Here is an 18,915-nt window from a genome sequence, read left to right as displayed (position 1 = left end):
CTTTGGAACTGCGACGACTGACCGCGGACGACCTGACCGCGTGCTCCGACCTGGCCGAGAGCCGTTCGTGGCCGCGCGAGGAGAGCAAGTGGGCGTTCCTGCTGACCCACGGCGAGGGCTGGGGTCTGTTCGACGACGACGGCCTCGTCGGCACGACGATCGTGACGCGCTACCCGGAGCTGGCGTCGATCAGCATGGTGCTCGTCGCCCAGCGGCGTGAACGCCAGGGCCACGCCCGCCGACTGGTGTCCCACGTAGTGGACACCGGCGTCTCGACGCTGTTCGCGACGTCGATGGGCCGCCCGCTCTACGAGCAGCTCGGCTTCCACGCCGTCGGCTTCACCGACATCCACACAGGCGTCTTCACCGGACCGATATCCAATATATCGGAGATCGCCACGGCCGCGGACCTCGACGACCTCGTCGCACTGGACGCCAAGGTCACCGGCCTCACGCGGCCGTTCCTGTGGAAGTCGCTGCTCGAAATGGGGTCCGTGCGGATCTCACCGAACGGCATCGCGGGCTCGTGGCAGGTCCGCGACGGGCGGCGGCTGATCGGCCCGGTCATCGCCGACTCCCCCGCCGACGCGTGCGCGCTCATCGCCGACTCCGCCGCAGGCCACGGCAGCGTGCGCGTCGACGTGCACGACCCCGAGGTCATCGCGTTCGTCCGGGCGAACGGCATCGACGAGTCGTGGGGCGAGTGCGCCTGGATGGTCAGGAACGCCGAGCAGCTGCCCGGCGACCGCGCCCGCTACCACGCACCACTGCTGCAGGCCCTCGGCTAGAGCCTGCAGGCCCTAGAGCTTTCTGCCGCCGAGCAGGTGGAGGTGGGCGTGGAAGACCTCCTGCCCACCGTCGGGACCGGTGTTGAACTGCAACCGGTACCCGCTCTCGGCGACGCCCTCGGCCTCGGCGACCTCCTTCGCGGCGGCGAAGAGGTCACCGAGCTGGTCGCGGTCGAGCGCCACGGCGTTCGGCACGTGCTCACGCGGGATGAACAGCACGTGCACCGGCGCCTTGGGGTGGATGTCGCGGAACGCGAGCGTCGTCGGCGTCTCGTGCACGATCGTCGCGGGAATCTCCCCCGCGACGATCCGGCAGAACAGGCAGGCCATAGCCCTGAAACCTAGACGAAGATGGTGTCCAGGTAGGCGTCGATGGCCTCGATCATCTCCTCGGGGGTGATGTCGTCCGGCCCGAACTGGTGATGGATGTTGAGTCCGTCGACCAGCGCGAGGAACCGCCGCGCCGCCTTCATCGGCACCACGCCGGGACGCAACTCCCCCGCCTCCTGCGCGGCTTCGATGATGCGCGCGTACTCGGCGTAGAACTCGCGGGTGGCATCGCGCTCCAGCTTGTGCAGCGACGGCTCCACCAGCGCCCGCGGCAGGAACGACAGCAGCACACCGGCCTCGACGCGGCGTTCTTCGTCGAGCGCGAGGACCTCGTGCGTGATGGCTCTCAGCAGATCCCGGTGCCCCAGCGTCTGATCAACCTGCTCGAACCGCTTGAGGAACCGCTGGTACGCGAGCTCCATCGCAAATCCCAGCAAAGCGTCCTGCGTGGGGAAGTAGTGGCGTAACGACCCGCTCGACCACCCGGACTCGGCTGCGATAGCGCGCACAGTGGCGTGCTCGATCCCGTCCCGTTGCACGATGCGCCACATGGCCTCGGCCAGTTCGCGGCGCCGTTCGTCGTGGTCGACAACCTTTGGCACGTGATCTTTTTAGCAGTTAATTGCGAGTCGAACGACCGAGGCGCGGCAGCGATCCCACGAATCGGTCCCCGGCGTGATCATGTCCATGTGCCCAGCCCCCTCCACCACGATCAGCTCAGCCTGCGGTTCCACAGCACAGAACCCAACACTCTGCGCAAGCGGCACATCCTCGTCAAGATCACCATGCACGCAGATCACAGGCTTGCCAATAGGCACCAAGGCAGCCGGCGAGGCAACCCCAAACTGCTCCTCCGAACACAACTCCAACGCCCGCTCAGTAACGTCCCGTGTGAAGTCCAGCACCCCAGCCTGAGCCACAGCTCCGACCACTCGCGCACTGTGCTTGGCCGCCCACACAGCGAGATGCCCCCCAGCACTGTGCCCAAGCGCAACAACGGGCCCAATATCAACGGCATCAATGGCAGCAAGAACGTCCTCGCCAGTCTGAGGCCACCCCCCACCCCCACCAACACGCCGATACTCAACGTTCCAAACAGCAAACCCCTCCCCAACAAGCACCTCAGCCAACGGCCGCCCCAACTCCAGCCCATACCGCTGATGCCAAAACCCACCATGAATGACGACAACAGCACCCTGAGTAACCCCACCAGGAAGGTAAAGCTCACCAAACTGACTGGGATGCGCCCCGTAAGCAATTCGCTGCACCCACAAAACCTACGCGAATCACGAACACCCCACGACAACCCAAAGCCCAAACACCAAGCCACCTGGGTTGGGCCGCGATGACGCGAAGCGTCGAGCCGGCCAGGGGGTCCGGGGGCGAAGCCCCCGGCTGGGGTTTGGGGGCTGGGCCCCCAAAAAACACGCTTTCGGTCCGACCAGCGAAGGCGCGCCAGCGCCGAGCAGGGAGGACCGAGACCGAAAGAGGCGCCCCGCGGTCCGAAGCCTGGGGGTCGCTTCGCCGCGGGGCGCCGACGCCGGACCGAGGGGGGAGGTGTCCGGCGAGTCTTTTGGTCAGAAGGGCCTAATCGTCTACTCCGTTTCCGGATAGACCAATCAACCCCTCTGCCGACAAGGGTAACCCCACGGGCCTGCGGTTCGCTACAACTTCCATCAAGCCAATCCATCCGATGTTCATCTTCGGAGTGATCGGGGTCACCAGCGGTCGGTAAGTACCCCAAGGGCACCAAGAGCAACCGCCGCAGCGGTAGAAGCACGCAGAACGGTTGGACCCAATCGGACGACACACGCACCCGAAGACCGCAACGCTTCCAGTTCTTCGGGCGTGATTCCGCCTTCCGGACCCACCACGAGCAGTACGTCTCCGGAAGCAGGCAGTTCGATGTCCGACAAACGCTCGGACGCGCTCTCGTGCAACACGAGCGTCAACGCCGACGCCGACACGCGCTTGGACAGCTGCGCCGTCGTCACCGGTTCGTCGACGAACGGAACTCGCGCGCGACGGGCCTGCTTCGCCGCCTCGCGAACCGTGGAACGCCAGCGCCCCAACGCTTTCGCGCCGCGCGGACCGTCCTCCCACTTGGCCACGCAACGAGCCGCGCGCCAGGGCACGACACCGTCCACTCCGGCCTCGGTCGCGAGCTCGACGGCGAGCTCGCCGCGGTCGCCCTTCACCAGGGCCTGGGCGAGCACCACGCGTGGGGCCGGTTCAGGCTCGACCCAGCGTTTCAGGACGCACAACAACAGCGCGGCGTCTTCCACCCCGATGACCTCGCAGTGCGCCAACGCACCCGAGCCGTCGGACACCAGCAGTTCCTCGCCCTCACGCAGACGGCGCACGTTCGCCGCGTGCCGGCCTTCGGGGCCGTCCAGCGTGAACTCCTCGGCTGCGGGCAACGCCTCGACGAGGAAGACCGGCAGGGTCACCGGTGACCGCGCGAGGCACGCAGGCGGGAGAACAGACCGCCGCCGCCCTTGCCGTTGTGCGACAACGAAGGCTCGTTCTCGCCACGCATCTCGGCGAGGTCGCGCAACAACGACGCCTGCGCCGCGTCGAGCTTCGTGGGCACGACGACCTCGAGGTGCACGTGCAGGTCGCCACGGCCGTCGACGCGGCCCGTGGAGCGCAGCTTCGGCATGCCGCGGCCGGTGAGCACCAGCTGCGTGTTCGGCTGCGTGCCGGGGTCGATCTGGAGCTCTTCCTCGCCGTCCAGCGTCTTCAGCGGCAACGTGGCGCCCAGGGCGGCCGTCGTCATCGGGATCTGCACGATGCAGTGCAGGTCGGCGCCGTCACGCTCGAAGATGTCGTGCGGGTGCTCCTCGACCTCGACGTAGAGGTCGCCGGCCGGGCCGCCGCCGGGGCCGACCTCGCCCTGGCCCGCGAGGCGCACGCGCATGCCCTCGGCGACACCCGCCGGGATGTTCACCGAGATGGTGCGGCGCGAGCGGACGCGGCCGTCGCCCTGGCACTGCTGGCACGGGTCGGGGATGACCTCGCCGAAGCCGCGGCACACCGGGCACGGGCGCGACGTCACGACCTGGCCGAGGAACGAGCGCTGCACGGACTGGACCTCGCCGCGGCCGTTGCAGGTGTCGCAGCGGACCGGCTTGGAGTCGCCGTTCGCGCCGCCGCCGTGGCAGCGGTCGCACAGGATCGCGGTGTCGACGGTCAGCTCACGGCTGGCGCCCGCCGCGCACTCCTCCAGCGTCATGTCGAGCCGGATCAACGCGTCGGAGCCCGGCTGCACGCGGCTGCGCGGACCGCGGCCGCCGCCGGTCGAGGCGCCGAAGAAGGCGTCCATGATGTCGCCGAGACCGAAGCCCGCGAACGGGTCGCCGCCCGCGCGGCCACCGCCGCCGGAGTCGAGCGGGTCGCCGCCGAGGTCGACCACGCGACGCTTCTCGGGGTTCGACAACACCTCGTAGGCGGCCGTCACCTCCTTGAAGCGGGCCTCCTCGTTGGGATTGACGTCCGGGTGCAGCTGCCTGGCGAGCTTGCGATAGGCGCGCTTGATCTCATCCTGTGTCGCGTTCTGCGAGACACCGAGGATGCCGTAGTAATCCCTGGCCACCTTGTTCGCTTTCGTCTTCATCAATTACCGCAAGTACATGTGGGCAAGTACGTCAGCGACCGGTCAGGATCTCACCGACGTAGTTGGCGACCGCACGCACGGCCGCCATGGTTCCTGGGTAGTCCATGCGCGTGGGTCCTACGACGCCGAGGCCGCCCAGCGGATTGTCGCGGCTGCCGTAGCCGATGGACACCACCGAAGTGCTGCGCATCTCAGCCGCCTCGTTCTCCTCGCCGATGCGCACCAGCACGCGACCGGGGTCGCGCGAGGCGGCGAGCAGCTTGAGCACGATGACCTGTTCCTCGAGCGCCTCCAGCACCTGCCGGAGCGAGCCGGGGAAGTCGGCCACGTTGCGGGTGAGGTTCGCGGTGCCGCCGAGCACCAGCCGTTCCTCCGGGTGTTCGACCAGCGTCTCGATCAGCACCGTGGCGACCCGCACCATCGGTTCGCGCAGGTCGTGCGGCACCTCGTCGGGCAGTTCGGCGACCTTGACCGAGGCGTCGGCCAGGCGCTGGCCCGCCATCGCCTGGTTCAGCACACCGCGCAGCTTCGCCACGGCGCCCTCACTGATCACGTCGCCCAGCTCGACGATCCGCTGGTCGACGCGGCCGGTGTCGGTGATCAGCACGAGCATCAGCCGCGACGGCGTGATCGGCAGCACTTCGAGATGCCGCACGGCCGCACGCGACAGGGTCGGCACCTGGATCACCGCGACCTGCCTGGTGAGCTGCGCGAGCAACCGCACGCTGCGGCGCATCACGTCGTCGAGGTCGAGCGCACCGTCGAGGAAGCTGCGGATGGCCCGCCGCTCCGCCTGCGACAGCGGCTTGATCTCGCTCAGCTTGTCGACGAAGAGCCGGTAGCCCTTGTCGGTCGGCACGCGGCCCGCGCTGGTGTGCGGCTGGGCGATGTAGCCCTCGTCCTCCAGCGCGGCCATGTCGTTGCGCACGGTCGCGCTCGACACCCCCAGGTTGTGCCGATCGACCAGCGCTTTCGACCCCACGGGCTCCTGGTTGGACACGTAGTCGGCGACGATGGCGCGTAGCACCTCGAACCGACGCTCATCGGCGTTCACCGCTGTTCACCTCCGTGTCCCGTACTCCCGAGTTTACCCAGCCGGTTTGCTGCCGGGCGCCCGCTCTGAACCCCACCGGATGTAAACACCGCAGAACTCCCCGGTTCGCTTGACTGACGGCTCAATCAAACCGTTGGGTAAAGGCGCCGTCGCCCCGGTCAAGTGAGGGGTGCGCGCATGCACAGACTGATCTGCCTGCTGCTCGGAGTGACCCTGCTCGCTCCGCCCGGTGCCGCGGTGGCGGATGGTTCGAGCCGGAACGCGATCCGCGGCTGGACCATCCTCTCCGACAGCGACTCCGGCGCCGGCGAGGTACTCGCGTCTGCCAGGAAATACCAGGTCAACCACCTGCAGCTGTCCCACGACGTGGTGCACGACCTGCAGGAGGTCCGCGACCCGCGCCGGCAGGCACAGGTGAACCGGCTGACCGACCTGGCCCACTCGTCGGGCATCGAGGAGGTCGCCGCCTGGGACCACGCCCTCTACAACCTCGCCTACTACCCCGCCCAGTTCCGCAGCGGCCCGAACGGCACGATCGACCTGGACAACCCGGCGTTCTGGGACTGGTTCCGCGGCGACTACCGGCAGATGCTCGACCTGGTGCCGGACGTCGACTCGATCATCCTGACGTTCATCGAGACCGGCGCCCGCGTCGAGAACCAGTACTCTGCACGGCTGAAGACCGCCGAGGAGAAGCTCGCCTACCTCGTCGACCAGATCGCCTCGGTCATCGACGAACGCGGCATGCTGCTGTACCTGCGCACGTTCGGCTACTACCCCGCCGAGATGGACCGCACGATCGGCGCGATCGACCGCGTGCAGAACAAGCGCATCCGCGTGATGGCCAAGGCGCAGCCGCACGACTTCTTCCTGACGCACCCGATCGACGTGACCGTCCCGAAGATCAAGCGCCCGGTGCTGATCGAGTACGACACCACCGGCGAGTACAACGGCCAGGGCAAGATCGCGAACGCGCTCGTCGCCGAGCACGCCGACCGCCTGCGGCACTACCGCAAGCTGCCCAACGTGATCGGCTACGTCGCCCGCACCGACCGCTACGACGAGTCGCGCATCACCAACACTCCCACCGAGATCAACCTGTTCGCGCTGAAACGGGCTTCGGAAGGCGCGTCGAACTCGCAGATCTACCTGGAGTTCGCGGCCCGCAAGTACGGCCTGCTCGCCGCACCGCGCGTCGCACGGGCGCTGGCGAGGTCACCGGAGATCATCACGTCGACGCTGTACACGTTGGGCAGCAACAACGCGAACCACTCGCGCCTGGACTTCGACCCGTACTGCTCCAGCTACCACCGCAGCGTGTCCGGCAAGTGGATCGACCCGCCCACCACGTACGTGCGGCACGGCGTGAACAAGAAGTTCCACTACTGGATCGACGTCGCGAACCACCTGGCGCCGCCGCACTGCAAGACCGACGGCATCCTGCGCCGTGAGGCCGGGTACGTGCTCGACCGCGGCTGGGTCACGCCGGGCAACCTGATGACCCAGGAGTACCTGAACTACATCAACATCGAGAAGGACCACGGCGTCATGCTCGCCGAAGCCTCGCTCAAGGACGTCGAGCACGTCCGGAAGTTGCTGCGCCCCAACGACTACGCGCAACTGAAGGCCTACTTCGAACGGACCGTGCTGACCGCGAAGCTGCACAGGTCCGTCGCGAAGGCCTACTTCGGTTACCGGATCTACGTCCAGCACCCGTCGGTGGAACTCGCCGGCACGATCTGGGCAGGTCTCGACGAGGCGCAAACCGTTGCCGCACAAGTGAGGGCGTACCCGGCGCCGGCGACCGGGGAGTGGAACTGGGTGGTCGACGCGGCCCAGGCCGACCTGTACGCGAAGCGGATCTCCGAAGGCTGGGACCGCTATTCCGGCATCAAAGTGCCGCGGCCCTGACCGCACGCCGCTTGGCCAGCGCCATCTTCACCAGGTAGACAGGTGTCGGCGGAACCCAGCCGAGCTGCTGCCCGACGCCGAGGTCGTCGCGGTTGGCCCAGTGCTCCACGATCCGGCCGTCCTCGAGCCGGAACCAGTGGGACTGGGTCACCGCGAACGTCCGGCCGGTGGGCGGAAACGCGGAGTCCACCTCGGCATCGGCGTCGTAGAACACCCACGGGGCGATCTGTCTGCCGTGCATGGTCGAGTTCACCACCACCAGGTCGCCGTCCGCGACCGCGTGGTGGATGTCGTAGTGCAGGTCGGCGCACGCGCCGCGCAACCACAGCGCCGTCGAGTAGAAGCCGTCCGGTCCCGGCACCCGCGAAGACGGCGGCTGGACCGCGTTCTCCCGGTCGGTGGCGAGCGGGTGGTACAAGGGCTCGAAGTCCGCCCGGTCACCGCTCGCCATGGCGTGGATGCTGCGCACGGCGAGAGCGATCGGATCGGCCGACACGTTCGTGGTCATGACGTCCCCAATCAGATACAGTTGGACTGTATCTAAAGCTTGGAACGAGGAATGGCACAAGTCAAGAGGTCTTACGACTCCTCCGGACGGCGTGAGCAGGCGCGCGCCCGGCGGCTCTCCGTCGTGCTCGCGGCCCGTGAGCTGTTCGAGCGCGACGGGTTTCGCACGACGACGATCGCCGCGGTCGCCAAGCACGCCGGGGTGTCGGCGGAGAGCATCTACAAGGGCTTCGGCACCAAGGCCGCACTGGCCAAGGCCGTGTTCGACGTGGTGATCGCGGGCGACGACGAACCGGTGCCGGTCGCCCAACGCCCTGCCGCACGGGAGATCGGCGACGAGCCCGACGTCCGCCGCAAGATCGCGCTGTTCGCCGAGGGGCTGGCCGGGAGGCAGGCGCGGTCGGCGAAGGTGCAGATCCTGATCCGCGACGGCAGGCACGTCGACGACTCGCTCGAACCGATCTGGGCGAAACTCACCGAGGAGGGCCTCACCGGCATGACGATGCTGGGCCGCCATCTGCTCGGCACCGGCGGCCTGCGCGAGGGCATCGAACTCGACGAGGTGCGGGACGTGCTGTGGAACTACCTCGCGATCGACCACTACGAGCGGCTGGTCCTGCTCCAGGGCTGGTCACTCGAGCGCTACACGCGCTGGCTCACCCGCGCGATGACCACCACTCTGGTCTAGCGGAATTGTCGGTGCCGGTCGCTAGGGTCCAAACGTGGACAACGTGGTGTGGCTTCGGCCGCCGGGGAGGGCGTGTCTGGTCCAGAGCGACGGCGAGTGGTGGGAGGGCGCCGTCGTCTGGGAGGAGGCCCGCCGGGAGGACGGGTTGTGGTGGGGCACCGTGACGTACCGCAAGGGCGGACAGGTGATCACCGAGGTGCACAGTCAGCACGACCTGCGCGCCCGGTGACGACTACGGCAACAGCCGCCTGACCACGGCGTCGGCCAGCAGCCGGCCCCGGTCGGTCAGCACGCACAGATCATCGAGGGGCTCCAGCAGCCCGTCGGCGATCGCCTGCTTCGCCTCCTCACGCCCGGCGCTGTCCAGCACATCGGTCGGCAGGCCCTCGGCCAGGCGCAGCTCCAGCAGCACCCGCTCGACCCGCTGGTCCTCCTCCGACAGCACCTCACGCCCAGCCGCCGGCGAAGCACCTTCGGCGAGCAGGGACGAGTAGCGAGCCGGGTGCTTCACGTTCCAGAAGCGGACGCCACCGACGTGGCTGTGGGCACCGGGCCCGAAGCCCCACCAGTCGGCGCCCTTCCAGTACAGGACGTTGTGCTGACACTGCGCCTCCGGAGACGTGGCCCAGTTCGACACCTCGTACCAGGAGAAACCGGCGCCCGAGAGCACCGAGTCGACCATCTCGTAGGACGACGCCAGCACGTCGTCGTCCGGCATCGGCAGGTCGCCGCGGCGGATGCGGCGGGCCAGGCCGGTGCCGTCCTCCACGATCAACGCGTAGGCGGACACGTGGTCGACGCCCGCCTCCAGCACGGTGTCCAGCGACGTGGCCAGATCCGCGGGCCGCTCCCCCGGTGTGCCGTAGATCAGGTCCAGGTTCACGTGCTCGAAGCCGGCCGCGCGTGCCTCCCGGGCAGCTTCCAGCGGACGGCCAGGCGTGTGCTTGCGGTCGAGCACCTGCAGAACGTGGCGGGCGGCGGACTGCATGCCCAGCGACACGCGCGTGTAGCCGGCGGCGCGGATGCCGGAGAAGAACTCCAGGGACGTCGACTCGGGATTCGACTCGGTCGTCACCTCGGCCCCGTCGGCCAGGCCGAACGACTGGCGTACCGCGTCCAGGACGTCGGTCAAGCCCGAGGCGCCCAGCAACGAAGGAGTGCCACCTCCGACGAAGACCGTCGAGGCCGCGGGAGGTGACCCCAGCACCGAGGCGGCGAGGTCCAGTTCGCGGCGCAGGCCCTCCAGCCACGACTCGGGCGACGCGGACGAGCCGAGCTCGCCCGGCGTGTAGGTGTTGAAGTCGCAGTAGCCGCACCGGGTGGCGCAGAACGGCACGTGCACGTAGATGCCGAACGGACGGGTACCGACAGCGGCCAGAGCGGAAGCGGGCAGCGAACCGTCGGCGGGCGCGGGCTCGCCTTCGGGCAAAGCGGAGGGCATGGGGTCAAGTGTCCCCTACACGGCCCGATTGGCGGTGTTCAGCCAGGGAAAGTGTCTGTCGGTGACAGAGATACTACGGAGTGAAACCAGCCTAGGATGTCAACTTCTCCTCGTCAATCCCAGCATTCGGTTGGCGGTGGACCATGCACTGGACGCCAGGCACACTGGTCCCATGCATTCGACTGGAGTTCGCCTCGTGGCCCGGCGCCACGTCGACTTCCGTCGTGTCTCCAGCGCGATGTGCCGTCGTTCGGCCTGATCGCGCGCTGATTTGTTCCCGTCGGCGCCCGGCGCGCTGACGATGCCCCCACCACAAGCACCTCTGGGCTCGCATGCGCACCTGGCGCCTCGAAACCCCGGAGGATGGCGATGGTCCCGCCGCAGACGTCACCGCGCGCCAAGCAGCGTCGCGGCGAGGGACAGTGGGCACTCGGCTACCGAGAGCCGCTGAACCCGAACGAGCGGAGCAAGAAGGACGACAACCCGCTCAACGTCCGGGCCCGCATCGAGAACATCTACGCCCGTGGCGGTTTCGACTCGATCGACCCTGCCGACCTGCGTGGACGGTTCCGCTGGTACGGCCTCTACACGCAGCGCAAGCCCGGGATCGACGGCGGCCGCACGGCGACGCTGGAGCCGGAAGAGCTGGACGACGAGTACTTCATGATGCGCGTCCGCAGCGACGGCGGCGCCCTCACGACCCAGCAGCTCACCGTGCTGGGCGAGATCTCGACCACGTACGCGCGTGACACCGCCGACATCACCGACCGGCAGAACATCCAGTACCACTGGATCCGGATCGAGGACGTTCCCACGATCTGGCAGAAGCTCGAAGCGGTCGGGCTCACCACGATGGAGGCGTGCGGCGACAGCCCGCGCGTCATCCTCGGTTCGCCGGTCGCGGGCATCTCCCAGGACGAGGTCATCGACGGCCAGCCCGCGATCGACATCATCCTCGAGCGCTACATCGGTGACCCGCGCTTCTCCAACCTGCCGCGCAAGTTCAAGACTGCCATCTCCGGCCTGCAGGACGTGGCCCACGAGATCCACGACATCGCGTTCGTCGGTGTGAACCACCCCGAGCACGGCCCCGGCTTCGACCTCTGGGTCGGCGGCGGCCTGTCCACGAACCCCATGCTGGGCAAGCGACTCGGCGCGTGGGTGCCCCTCGAGGACGTGCCGGACGTGTGGGAAGCCGTCATCAGCGTCTTCCGCGACTACGGCTACCGGCGCCTGCGTCACCGCGCGCGCATCAAGTTCCTCGTCGCGGACTGGGGTCCGGAGAAGTTCCGCCAGGTCGTCGAGGACGAGTACCTCAAGCGCAAGCTGATCGACGGCCCCGCGCCTGCGGTGCAGGACAAGGCACTCGACCACATCGGCGTGCACAAGCAGAAGGACGGCCTCTACTACGTCGGCGCGGCACCGATCGCGGGCCGCGTGTCCGGCTCGATCCTCGTCGAGGTCGCGAAGCTCGTCGAACGCGCGGGATCGGGGCGCGTGCGCCTCACGCCGCAGCAGAAGATCATCGTGCTCGACGTGCCGGAGCAGGAGATCAAGGCGCTGCAGGTCGATCTCGCGAAGCTCGGCCTGCAGACCGAGCCCTCGCCGTGGCGGCGCGGGGTCATGGCCTGCACCGGCATCGAGTTCTGCAAGCTGGCGATCGTCGAGACCAAGGCCAGGGCGAACGAGCTGGTCACCAGGCTGGAGCACAACCTCGCGGACATCGTCGACGGCGTCACGGCGCCGATCACGGTGCACATCAACGGCTGCCCCAACTCCTGCGCCCGCATCCAGACCGCAGACATCGGCCTCAAGGGCCAGATCGTCACGGACGAGGACGGCAACCAGGTCGAGGGCTTCCAGGTGCACCTCGGCGGCGGTCTCGGCCTCGACGCCGGCTTCGGCCGCAAGCTGCGCGGCCACAAGGTGACCGCGAAGGAGCTCCCCGACTACGTCGAGCGCGTGGTGCGGAACTTCGTTGCACAGCGCGAAGAAGACGAGCGGTTCGCCCAGTGGGTCGGTCGTGCGGAAGAAGGTGCGCTGAAGTGAGCGAACGCGCGACGCCCTTCTACTGCCCCTACTGCGGTGACGAGGACCTCCGGCCGCAGGAGGAACCCAGCTACGCGTGGCTGTGCACCGGTTGCCGGCGCGTCTTCAAGGTCTCGTTCGTCGGTCTGAACCTGCCGCAGGAGGTGAAGAAGTGAGCGTCAAAGAGGATCTCCGCATCATCGCGGAGGCGGCCGAGCTGGAGCTGAAGGACGCCACCGCCGAAGAGGCACTCGAGTGGACCGCGCGGACGTTCGGCGACAACTACATCGTCGCGTCGAACATGCAGGACGCCGTGCTGATCGACCTCGCGGCCAAGGTGAAGCCCGACTTCGACGTGCTGTTCCTGGAGACCGGCTACCACTTCCCGGAGACGGTCGGTGTGCGCGACGCGGTCGACCTGGTCTACCCGGACGTGCGCATCGTGAACGCGGCGGCCGAGCAGTCGGTCGAGGACCAGGAGCGCGAGTTCGGCCTGCTGTACCAGTCGAACCCCGCTCAGTGCTGCAACCTGCGCAAGGTCGTGCCGCTGCGGCGTGAGCTCGCCAAGTACGACGCGTGGGTCACCGGCGTGCGCCGCGTGGACGCGCCCACCCGCGCGAACACGCCGATCGTGCAGTGGGACGAGCGCAACGGGCTGGTGAAGATCAACCCGATCGCGCCCTGGAGCGACGACGAGTTCAACGCCTACATCCAGGAAAAGGGAATCCTCGAGAACTTGCTGGTGCAGGAGGGATATCCCTCGATCGGCTGCGCGCCGTGCACCGCCAAGCCGCTGCCGGGGCAGGACGCCCGCAGCGGCCGGTGGGCCGGCCAGTCCAAGACGGAATGTGGGTTGCACGGATGACACTGGCACTGGACACCCTGGGACGCCTCGAATCGGAGGCGATCCACATCTTCCGCGAGGTGGCGGGCGAGTTCGACCGGCCGGTGATCCTCTTCTCCGGCGGCAAGGACTCGACCCTGCTGCTGCATCTCGCGATCAAGGCGTTCTACCCGGCGCCGGTGCCGTTCCCGCTGCTGCACGTCGACACCGGGCACAACTTCGACGAGGTCATCGAGTTCCGCGACCGCGTTGTGGCACAACACGGTCTGCGCCTGGAGGTCGCGAAGGTCCAGGACTGGATCGACGACGGCCGCCTCGAGGAGCGCCCGGACGGCACGCGCAACCCGTTGCAGACCGTGCCGCTGCTCGACTCGATCACCGCGCACAAGTTCGACGCGGTGTTCGGCGGCGGGCGGCGGGACGAGGAACGCGCCCGCGCCAAGGAGCGGATCTTCAGCCTGCGCACCGCGTTCGGCCAGTGGGACCCGAAGCGCCAGCGTCCGGAGCTGTGGAACCTCTACAACGGCCGGCACCGCGCCGGTGAGCACGTCCGGGTGTTCCCGCTGTCGAACTGGACCGAGCTCGACGTGTGGAACTACATCGAGCGCGAAGGCATCGAGCTGCCGGACATCTACTACTCGCACCAGCGCGACGTGTTCCTGCGCGACGGCATGTGGCTCGCCGAAGGCCCGTGGGGCACCGCGGGTGACGGCGAGACGTTGCTGCGCAAGACGGTTCGCTACCGCACGGTCGGTGACGGCTCCTGCACGGGCGCCGTCGAGTCCGACGCCGCCGACATCCACGCGGTGATCGCCGAGGTCGCCGCGTCACGACTGACCGAGCGCGGCGCCACGCGTGCCGACGACCGGCTGTCCGAGGCCGCCATGGAAGACCGCAAGCGGGAGGGCTACTTCTAAATGAGCGACCTGTTGAGGCTGGCTACGGCAGGCAGCGTGGACGACGGAAAGTCCACGCTCGTCGGCAGGCTGCTCTACGACACCAAGTCCGTGCTCGCGGACACGCTCGACGCGGTGCACCGCGCGAGCGCCGACCGCGGTCTCGCGACGCCGGATCTCTCGCTGCTGGTCGACGGCCTGCGGTCGGAACGCGAGCAGGGCATCACGATCGACGTGGCGTACCGGTACTTCGCGACGCCGAAGCGCAGCTTCGTCCTCGCGGACACCCCCGGCCACGTGCAGTACACCCGCAACACGGTCACCGGCGCCTCCACCGCGCAGCTCGCGGTGCTGCTGGTCGACGCGCGCAAGGGCGTGATCGAGCAGACCCGCCGGCACGCCGCTGTGCTCGCATTGCTGGGCGTGCCGCGGCTTGTCCTGGCCGTCAACAAGATCGACCTCGTGGACTACGACGAGGTGACGTTCGCCCGCATCGCCAAGGAGTTCACCGCGCATGCCACGGCTCTCGGCTACACCGAAGACGCGGTGGTCGAGATCCCGGTTTCCGCTCTGGCCGGCGACAACGTCGTGGACAAGTCCGCGAACACGCCGTGGTACTCCGGCCCGACCCTGCTGGAGCACCTGGAGAACGTGCCGGTCGAGCCCGACCCGCACGACGCCCCGTTCCGGTTCCCGGTGCAGTACGTGATCCGCCCGCGCACGGCCGAGCACCTCGACTACCGCGGCTACGCCGGTCTGGTGGCCGCGGGCACGGTCAAGCCGGGCGACGAGATCGTGGTGCTGCCCTCTGGCAGGCGCTCGACGGTGACGAAGATCGACACGGCGGACGGCGAACTGACCGAGGCGGCGGCGGGCCAGTCCGTGACGTTGCTGCTGGCCGACGACATCGACATCTCGCGCGGCGACCTGATCTCGGTGGCGGACAACGCCCCCAAGGTCACCGACGAGCTGGACGCCACGCTCTGCTGGCTCGCGGAGAAGCCGCTGCGACCCGGCGCCCGTGTCCTCGTCAAGCACGGCACGCGCACCGTGCAGGCGATGGTCACCGACCTGCGCGACCGCTTCGACGAGCAGACGCTGTCCAGTGTGGACAGCCCGGCTTCGCTCGAGCTCAACGAGATCGGCCGCGTGGCCTTGCGCCTCGCGGAGGAAGTACCGCTGGACGACTACAGCTTCAGCCGGCGCACCGGGTCCTTCCTGGTGATCGACGCGAGTGACGGTTCCACTCTCGCCGCCGGACTGGTCGGGGCTCCGCTGCCGCTGCTTGAGGACGGCGTGGAGAGCTGTACCGGGGGTAGCGAGATCGCTGCCCCCGACACCCACGCCCTCGTCTCCCCCGGTCCCTGAAAGGCCTTGTTCCCGTGAACCTCAAGCCCGCCGTTGCCATCGCACTCATCGCCCTGACAGCACTTTCCGGTTGCAGCCGCGCCGGATCCAGCGACGCTCCCGCCGCCCAGTCCAAGGGCGCCGCGGCCGAGGTTCGCATCGGCTACTTCCCGAACGTCACGCACGCCGCCGCGTTGATCGGCGTGGAGAAGGATCTCTTCAAGTCCGAGCTCGGCTCCACCAAGCTGACGACGCAGACGTTCAACGCCGGTCCCGACGAGGTGAACGCGCTCCTCGGTGAGTCCCTCGACATCGCCTACATCGGTTCCGGTCCCGCGATCAACGCCTACTCGAAGTCCAAGGGCGAGGCCGTCAAGCTCATCGCCGGTGCCACGTCCGGTGGTGCGCAGCTGGTCGTGAAGCCCGAGATCAACTCGATCGAGGACCTCAAGGGCAAGACCGTCGCCACGCCGCAGCTCGCGAACACCCAGGACGTGTCGCTGAAGAAGTACCTGGCGGGCAAGAACCTCACCGGCCAGGTCACCGTCCAGAACGTGGAGAACGCGCAGAGCCTCGACCTGTTCAAGAAGGGCGACATCCAGGGCGCCTGGGCGCCGGAGCCGTGGTCGTCGCGCCTGGTGGCCGAGGCCGGCGCGAAGGTGCTGCTGGACGAGAAGACGCTGTGGGACGGCGGGGCGTTCCCGACCACCGTGGTCATCGTGCGGACGAAGTTCCTCCAGGAACACCCGGAGACGGTCGAGGCCGTGCTCAAGGGCCACGTCGCCGCCATCGACTGGGCCAAGGCCAACTCCGCCGACGCGAAGAAGACCGTGAACGCCGCGCTGGAGAAGCTCACCTCGAAGAAGCTCGGCGACAAGATCCTCGACTCCGCGTGGGCCAACATCGAGCTCACCACGGACGCGCAGGCGAAGCACTTCCCGCAGCTCGCGAAGGACGCCGTGACCGCCGGGGTGGCCAAGGCGGCCGCGGACGTGGCCGGGTACGCCGACTTCACGCTGCTGAACAAGGTCCTGCAGGCGCAGGGCAAGCCGCAGGTCCAAGCAGCAGGCCTGGACAAGAAGTAGTTCACGAGACGTTGAGGGGAAGGCACACGACCATGACCGCCACGCTCGAGACCACTGCTCTGTCCACTGTGGATACCGCCGTCGAACTGGCAGGCATCCGCAAGGTGTTCGGCCACGGCAGCTCGGCCGTGGTGGCGCTCGACGGCGTCGACCTGAGGGTCAAGCCGGGTGAGTTCGTGTGCCTTCTCGGCGCGTCCGGCTGCGGCAAGAGCACGCTGCTGAACATCGTCGCCGGCCTCGACGGCGCGACGTCGGGCTCGTTGGAGCTCAACACGTCGCGCCCGGCCGTGATGTTCCAGGAGCCAGCGCTCATGCCGTGGCTGACCGCGTCGCGCAACGTCGAGCTGGCGCTGCGGTTCGCCGGCGTCGGCCGGTTGGCGCGCAAGCGCCGCGCACTGGACCTGCTGGAGCTGGTGCGCCTCGGTGACGTCGCGGACAAGCGTCCGCACGAGCTGTCCGGCGGCATGCGTCAGCGCGTGGCTCTGGCCCGCGCACTGGCGTCGGCCACCGTGTCCCAGGACGGTTCTCCCGCCCTGCTGCTGATGGACGAGCCGTTCGCGGCACTGGACGCCATCACGCGGGACGTGCTGCAGAGCGAACTGCTGCGCGTGTGGGAGACCACGAACACCGCGATCATCTTCGTGACGCACGACGTGCGCGAGGCCGTGCGCCTCGGCCAGCGCGTCGTGCTGCTGTCCTCACGCCCCGGCCGTGTGGTGCGCGAGTGGGACGTCACGAACTCCTCCGACACGGTTCTCGACGAGATCAACACTCATCTGCGAGAGGTCATCAGTGGCCACGCCTCCTGACACGCTCGACAAGGTCGGCGCCGGCCTAGATGCACTGGACGCGCCGCCTCAGGAGCACAAGCCACCGGTGTGGCGCCGGTTCCTGAAGACCGGCGTGCCACCGATCATCGCCTTCGCGCTGCTGCTCGGCGTGTGGCAGGCGATCTGGGCTTCGGCGATCCTGCCGGAGTTCCGGTTGCCCGCACCGGCCAACGTGTGGAACGAGCTAGTGCGCTCGGTCTCCTCGGGTGAGGCGTTCGGCATCCTGTGGACCTCGTTGCACCGCGCGGTGTTCGGGTTCATCGCGGCGGTGCTGATCGCGACGCCGCTGGGGTTGCTGATCGCCAAGGTCAGGGTGGTGCGCGCGGCGATCGGGTCGTTGCTGACCGGCCTGCAGTCACTTCCTTCGGTGGCTTGGGTTCCGGCCGCGATCCTGTGGTTCGGCGCGACGCCTTCCACGATCTACTTCGTGGTGCTGATGGGCTCTGTGCCGTCCATCGCCAACGGGCTGGTGGCCGGTATCGACCAGATCCCGCCGCTGCTCCCCCGCGTGGGACGGGCGCTGGGCGCGGGCCGGTTGGCCTCCGCGCGGCACATCCTGCTGCCGGCCGCACTGCCCGGGTATTTGGCGGGGCTCAAGCAGGGCTGGGCGTTCTCGTGGCGGTCGCTGATGGCCGCGGAGATCATCGCGACCTCGCCTCAGCTCGGTGTCGGGCTCGGGCAGTACCTGCACAACGGGTCGTCGTTGAACGACATCAACATGGTGATCGCGGCGATCTTCCTGATCCTGCTGGTGGGCATCGGGATCGAGCTGCTGCTGTTCCGGCCGTTGGAACGCGCTGTGCTGCGAGCCCGCGGATTGACTGGAGCGCTGTGACTTTTCCACTTGTCGCTGTCGCGCACGGCAGCCGTGATCCGCGATCGGCCGCGTCCATCCACCAGTTGCTGGACGTGGTGCGGGGGTTGCGGCCGGAGCTCGAGGTGCGCGGAGCGTTTCTCGATCTTTGTGCGCCTCGGTTGAGCGATGTGCTGCGCGGGCCTGCGGTCGTGCTGCCTTTGTTGCTGGGCAAGGCTTATCACGCTCGGGTGGACGTGCCGGCCGCCGTTGCCGAGGCACGGGTGCCCGCGGTCGTGGCTGACGTGCTCGGCCCGGATCCGCGGCTGGAGTCGGCCGCGTTGCGGCGGCTTTCCGAGGCCGGCGTTGATTTCGGCGACCGCTCGTTGGGCGTGGTGCTCGCGGGTGCGGGCTCCTCGCACGCACCCGCCAACGAGGCGGTGGCGGCGGTGGCCCGGCGGTGGGCCCGGGAATCCGGGTGGGCCGGGGTCGAGGCGGCGTTCGCCTCGATCGCGTCGCCGGACGTGCCGGAGGCCATCGCCCGGCTCAAAGCCCGTGGTGCCGAACGGATCGCGGTCGCCTCGTGGTTCCTGGCGCCGGGCTTGCTGCCGGACAAGGTGGCCAGGCTCGCCGGAGACGCCGTTGTCGCCGCCCCGCTGGGGGACGACGTCGAGGTGGCCCAGCTGGTGCTGGACCGCTACGACGAGGCGCTCGCACAGCAGCTGGTAGCCCGCTCGGCCTGAGCGCGCGGCCTCTC

General features: G+C 68.4%; 21 protein-coding genes. 13 read left to right on the top strand and 8 right to left on the bottom strand.

The genetic code is table 11. The annotated features are described in order from the left end of the window. Positions 1 to 2 precede the first annotated feature (2 nt). Positions 3 to 788, top strand: a complete 786-nt coding sequence (locus ACIA8G_RS32000) for a GNAT family N-acetyltransferase (RefSeq protein ID WP_396422428.1) — start codon at positions 3 to 5, stop codon at positions 786 to 788. Positions 789 to 800: 12 nt separating this feature from the next. Here the strand turns inward: ACIA8G_RS32000 and ACIA8G_RS31995 are convergent, their stop codons facing one another. The 6 genes from ACIA8G_RS31995 to hrcA form a co-directional block, all read right to left on the bottom strand. Further along, complete coding sequence (locus tag ACIA8G_RS31995) at positions 801 to 1,118, bottom strand: histidine triad nucleotide-binding protein (protein WP_396422427.1); 318 nt, start codon at positions 1,116 to 1,118, stop codon at positions 801 to 803. An 11-nt stretch (positions 1,119 to 1,129) separates the two neighbouring features. Then, positions 1,130 to 1,720 carry a TetR/AcrR family transcriptional regulator gene (locus tag ACIA8G_RS31990; RefSeq protein ID WP_396422426.1) on the bottom strand — a complete coding sequence of 197 codons (591 nt, stop codon included), beginning with the start codon at positions 1,718 to 1,720 and terminating at the stop codon, positions 1,130 to 1,132. 9 nt (positions 1,721 to 1,729) lie between these two features. Then, positions 1,730 to 2,386 carry an alpha/beta hydrolase gene (locus ACIA8G_RS31985; protein ID WP_396422425.1) on the bottom strand — a complete coding sequence of 219 codons (657 nt, stop codon included), beginning with the start codon at positions 2,384 to 2,386 and terminating at the stop codon, positions 1,730 to 1,732. A gap of 450 nt (positions 2,387 to 2,836) precedes the next feature. Then, positions 2,837 to 3,568, bottom strand: coding sequence for a 16S rRNA (uracil(1498)-N(3))-methyltransferase (locus ACIA8G_RS31980; protein WP_396422424.1), 732 nt, complete (start codon positions 3,566 to 3,568; stop codon positions 2,837 to 2,839). Beyond that, entirely contained in the window at positions 3,565 to 4,713 is a 1,149-nt protein-coding gene (gene dnaJ, locus ACIA8G_RS31975; protein ID WP_396422834.1) for a molecular chaperone DnaJ, read from the bottom strand. The genes ACIA8G_RS31980 and dnaJ overlap by 4 nt, the downstream gene beginning before the upstream one ends. A 52-nt stretch (positions 4,714 to 4,765) precedes the next feature. Beyond that, positions 4,766 to 5,788 carry a heat-inducible transcriptional repressor HrcA gene (hrcA, locus tag ACIA8G_RS31970; protein WP_396422423.1) on the bottom strand — a complete coding sequence of 341 codons (1,023 nt, stop codon included), beginning with the start codon at positions 5,786 to 5,788 and terminating at the stop codon, positions 4,766 to 4,768. A gap of 177 nt (positions 5,789 to 5,965) precedes the next feature. On the opposite strand from hrcA, the gene ACIA8G_RS31965 reads away from it, so the two are divergent. Then, complete coding sequence (locus ACIA8G_RS31965; protein ID WP_396422422.1) at positions 5,966 to 7,699, top strand: hypothetical protein; 1,734 nt, start codon at positions 5,966 to 5,968, stop codon at positions 7,697 to 7,699. Here ACIA8G_RS31965 and ACIA8G_RS31960 read toward each other — a convergent pair. Then, a complete protein-coding gene (locus ACIA8G_RS31960) occupies positions 7,680 to 8,207 on the bottom strand; it encodes an ester cyclase (RefSeq protein ID WP_396422421.1) in 528 nt (175 codons plus the stop codon). The genes ACIA8G_RS31965 and ACIA8G_RS31960 overlap by 20 nt on opposite strands. 51 nt (positions 8,208 to 8,258) lie before the next feature. Between ACIA8G_RS31960 and ACIA8G_RS31955 the strand changes: the two genes are divergently transcribed. Together ACIA8G_RS31955 and ACIA8G_RS31950 are read left to right on the top strand one after the other, a co-directional pair. Next, a complete protein-coding gene (locus ACIA8G_RS31955) occupies positions 8,259 to 8,894 on the top strand; it encodes a TetR/AcrR family transcriptional regulator (RefSeq protein ID WP_396422420.1) in 636 nt (211 codons plus the stop codon). A gap of 34 nt (positions 8,895 to 8,928) precedes the next feature. Beyond that, a complete protein-coding gene (locus ACIA8G_RS31950) occupies positions 8,929 to 9,123 on the top strand; it encodes a hypothetical protein (RefSeq protein WP_396422419.1) in 195 nt (64 codons plus the stop codon). A gap of 3 nt (positions 9,124 to 9,126) precedes the next feature. On the opposite strand, the gene hemW is transcribed toward ACIA8G_RS31950, so the two are convergent. Further along, a complete protein-coding gene (hemW, locus tag ACIA8G_RS31945) occupies positions 9,127 to 10,335 on the bottom strand; it encodes a radical SAM family heme chaperone HemW (RefSeq protein ID WP_396422418.1) in 1,209 nt (402 codons plus the stop codon). A gap of 369 nt (positions 10,336 to 10,704) precedes the next feature. Here hemW and ACIA8G_RS31940 point away from each other — a divergent pair, with 369 nt between their 5' ends. The 9 genes from ACIA8G_RS31940 to ACIA8G_RS31900 are packed head-to-tail and all read left to right on the top strand — an operon-like array spanning position 10,705 to position 18,901. Further along, positions 10,705 to 12,384 (top strand): nitrite/sulfite reductase, encoded by a 1,680-nt coding sequence (locus ACIA8G_RS31940; RefSeq protein WP_396422417.1) that lies wholly within the window; start codon positions 10,705 to 10,707, stop codon positions 12,382 to 12,384. Beyond that, complete coding sequence (locus ACIA8G_RS31935; RefSeq protein WP_030472080.1) at positions 12,381 to 12,539, top strand: hypothetical protein; 159 nt, start codon at positions 12,381 to 12,383, stop codon at positions 12,537 to 12,539. The genes ACIA8G_RS31940 and ACIA8G_RS31935 overlap by 4 nt, the downstream gene beginning before the upstream one ends. Then, a complete protein-coding gene (locus ACIA8G_RS31930) occupies positions 12,536 to 13,228 on the top strand; it encodes a phosphoadenylyl-sulfate reductase (protein WP_396422416.1) in 693 nt (230 codons plus the stop codon). The genes ACIA8G_RS31935 and ACIA8G_RS31930 overlap by 4 nt, the downstream gene beginning before the upstream one ends. Further along, complete coding sequence (cysD, locus tag ACIA8G_RS31925) at positions 13,225 to 14,124, top strand: sulfate adenylyltransferase subunit CysD (protein ID WP_396422415.1); 900 nt, start codon at positions 13,225 to 13,227, stop codon at positions 14,122 to 14,124. Before ACIA8G_RS31930 ends, cysD begins: the two co-directional genes overlap by 4 nt. Next, entirely contained in the window at positions 14,125 to 15,471 is a 1,347-nt protein-coding gene (locus tag ACIA8G_RS31920) for a sulfate adenylyltransferase subunit 1 (protein ID WP_396422414.1), read from the top strand. Between the two features lie 14 nt (positions 15,472 to 15,485). Beyond that, positions 15,486 to 16,535: an ABC transporter substrate-binding protein gene (locus ACIA8G_RS31915; RefSeq protein WP_396422413.1), complete on the top strand. Its 1,050-nt coding sequence runs from the start codon at positions 15,486 to 15,488 to the stop codon at positions 16,533 to 16,535. 32 nt (positions 16,536 to 16,567) lie between these two features. Further along, the gene (locus tag ACIA8G_RS31910) at positions 16,568 to 17,344 is read left to right on the top strand and encodes an ABC transporter ATP-binding protein (protein WP_396422412.1); all 777 of its coding nucleotides are present in this window, start codon (positions 16,568 to 16,570) and stop codon (positions 17,342 to 17,344) included. Then, positions 17,328 to 18,200 (top strand): ABC transporter permease, encoded by an 873-nt coding sequence (locus tag ACIA8G_RS31905; RefSeq protein WP_396422411.1) that lies wholly within the window; start codon positions 17,328 to 17,330, stop codon positions 18,198 to 18,200. The genes ACIA8G_RS31910 and ACIA8G_RS31905 overlap by 17 nt, the downstream gene beginning before the upstream one ends. Then, positions 18,197 to 18,901, top strand: coding sequence for a sirohydrochlorin chelatase (locus tag ACIA8G_RS31900; protein ID WP_396422410.1), 705 nt, complete (start codon positions 18,197 to 18,199; stop codon positions 18,899 to 18,901). Before ACIA8G_RS31905 ends, ACIA8G_RS31900 begins: the two co-directional genes overlap by 4 nt. The last annotated feature ends 14 nt before the right edge of the window (positions 18,902 to 18,915 follow it).

Origin of the sequence: Lentzea sp. NPDC051213, from assembly GCF_044455585.1 — a bacterium.
Classification (GTDB): domain Bacteria; phylum Actinomycetota; class Actinomycetes; order Mycobacteriales; family Pseudonocardiaceae; genus Lentzea.
Note: the sequence above shows the minus strand (reverse complement) of the source record. Positions and strands in the feature narration are given on the sequence as shown.

Excerpts from the sequence above, each read along its gene's own strand:
- ACIA8G_RS31995 (WP_396422427.1), bottom strand. The coding sequence starts at position 1,118 with ATGGCCTGCCTGTTCTGCCGGATCGTCGCGGGGGAGATTCCCGCGACG.
- ACIA8G_RS31965 (WP_396422422.1), top strand. The coding sequence starts at position 5,966 with ATGCACAGACTGATCTGCCTGCTGCTCGGAGTGACCCTGCTCGCTCCG.
- ACIA8G_RS31960 (WP_396422421.1), bottom strand. The coding sequence starts at position 8,207 with ATGACCACGAACGTGTCGGCCGATCCGATCGCTCTCGCCGTGCGCAGC.
- ACIA8G_RS31955 (WP_396422420.1), top strand. The coding sequence starts at position 8,259 with ATGGCACAAGTCAAGAGGTCTTACGACTCCTCCGGACGGCGTGAGCAG.
- hemW (WP_396422418.1), bottom strand. The coding sequence starts at position 10,335 with ATGCCCTCCGCTTTGCCCGAAGGCGAGCCCGCGCCCGCCGACGGTTCG.
- ACIA8G_RS31940 (WP_396422417.1), top strand. The coding sequence starts at position 10,705 with ATGGTCCCGCCGCAGACGTCACCGCGCGCCAAGCAGCGTCGCGGCGAG.
- cysD (WP_396422415.1), top strand. The coding sequence starts at position 13,225 with ATGACACTGGCACTGGACACCCTGGGACGCCTCGAATCGGAGGCGATC.
- ACIA8G_RS31920 (WP_396422414.1), top strand. The coding sequence starts at position 14,125 with ATGAGCGACCTGTTGAGGCTGGCTACGGCAGGCAGCGTGGACGACGGA.
- ACIA8G_RS31910 (WP_396422412.1), top strand. The coding sequence starts at position 16,568 with ATGACCGCCACGCTCGAGACCACTGCTCTGTCCACTGTGGATACCGCC.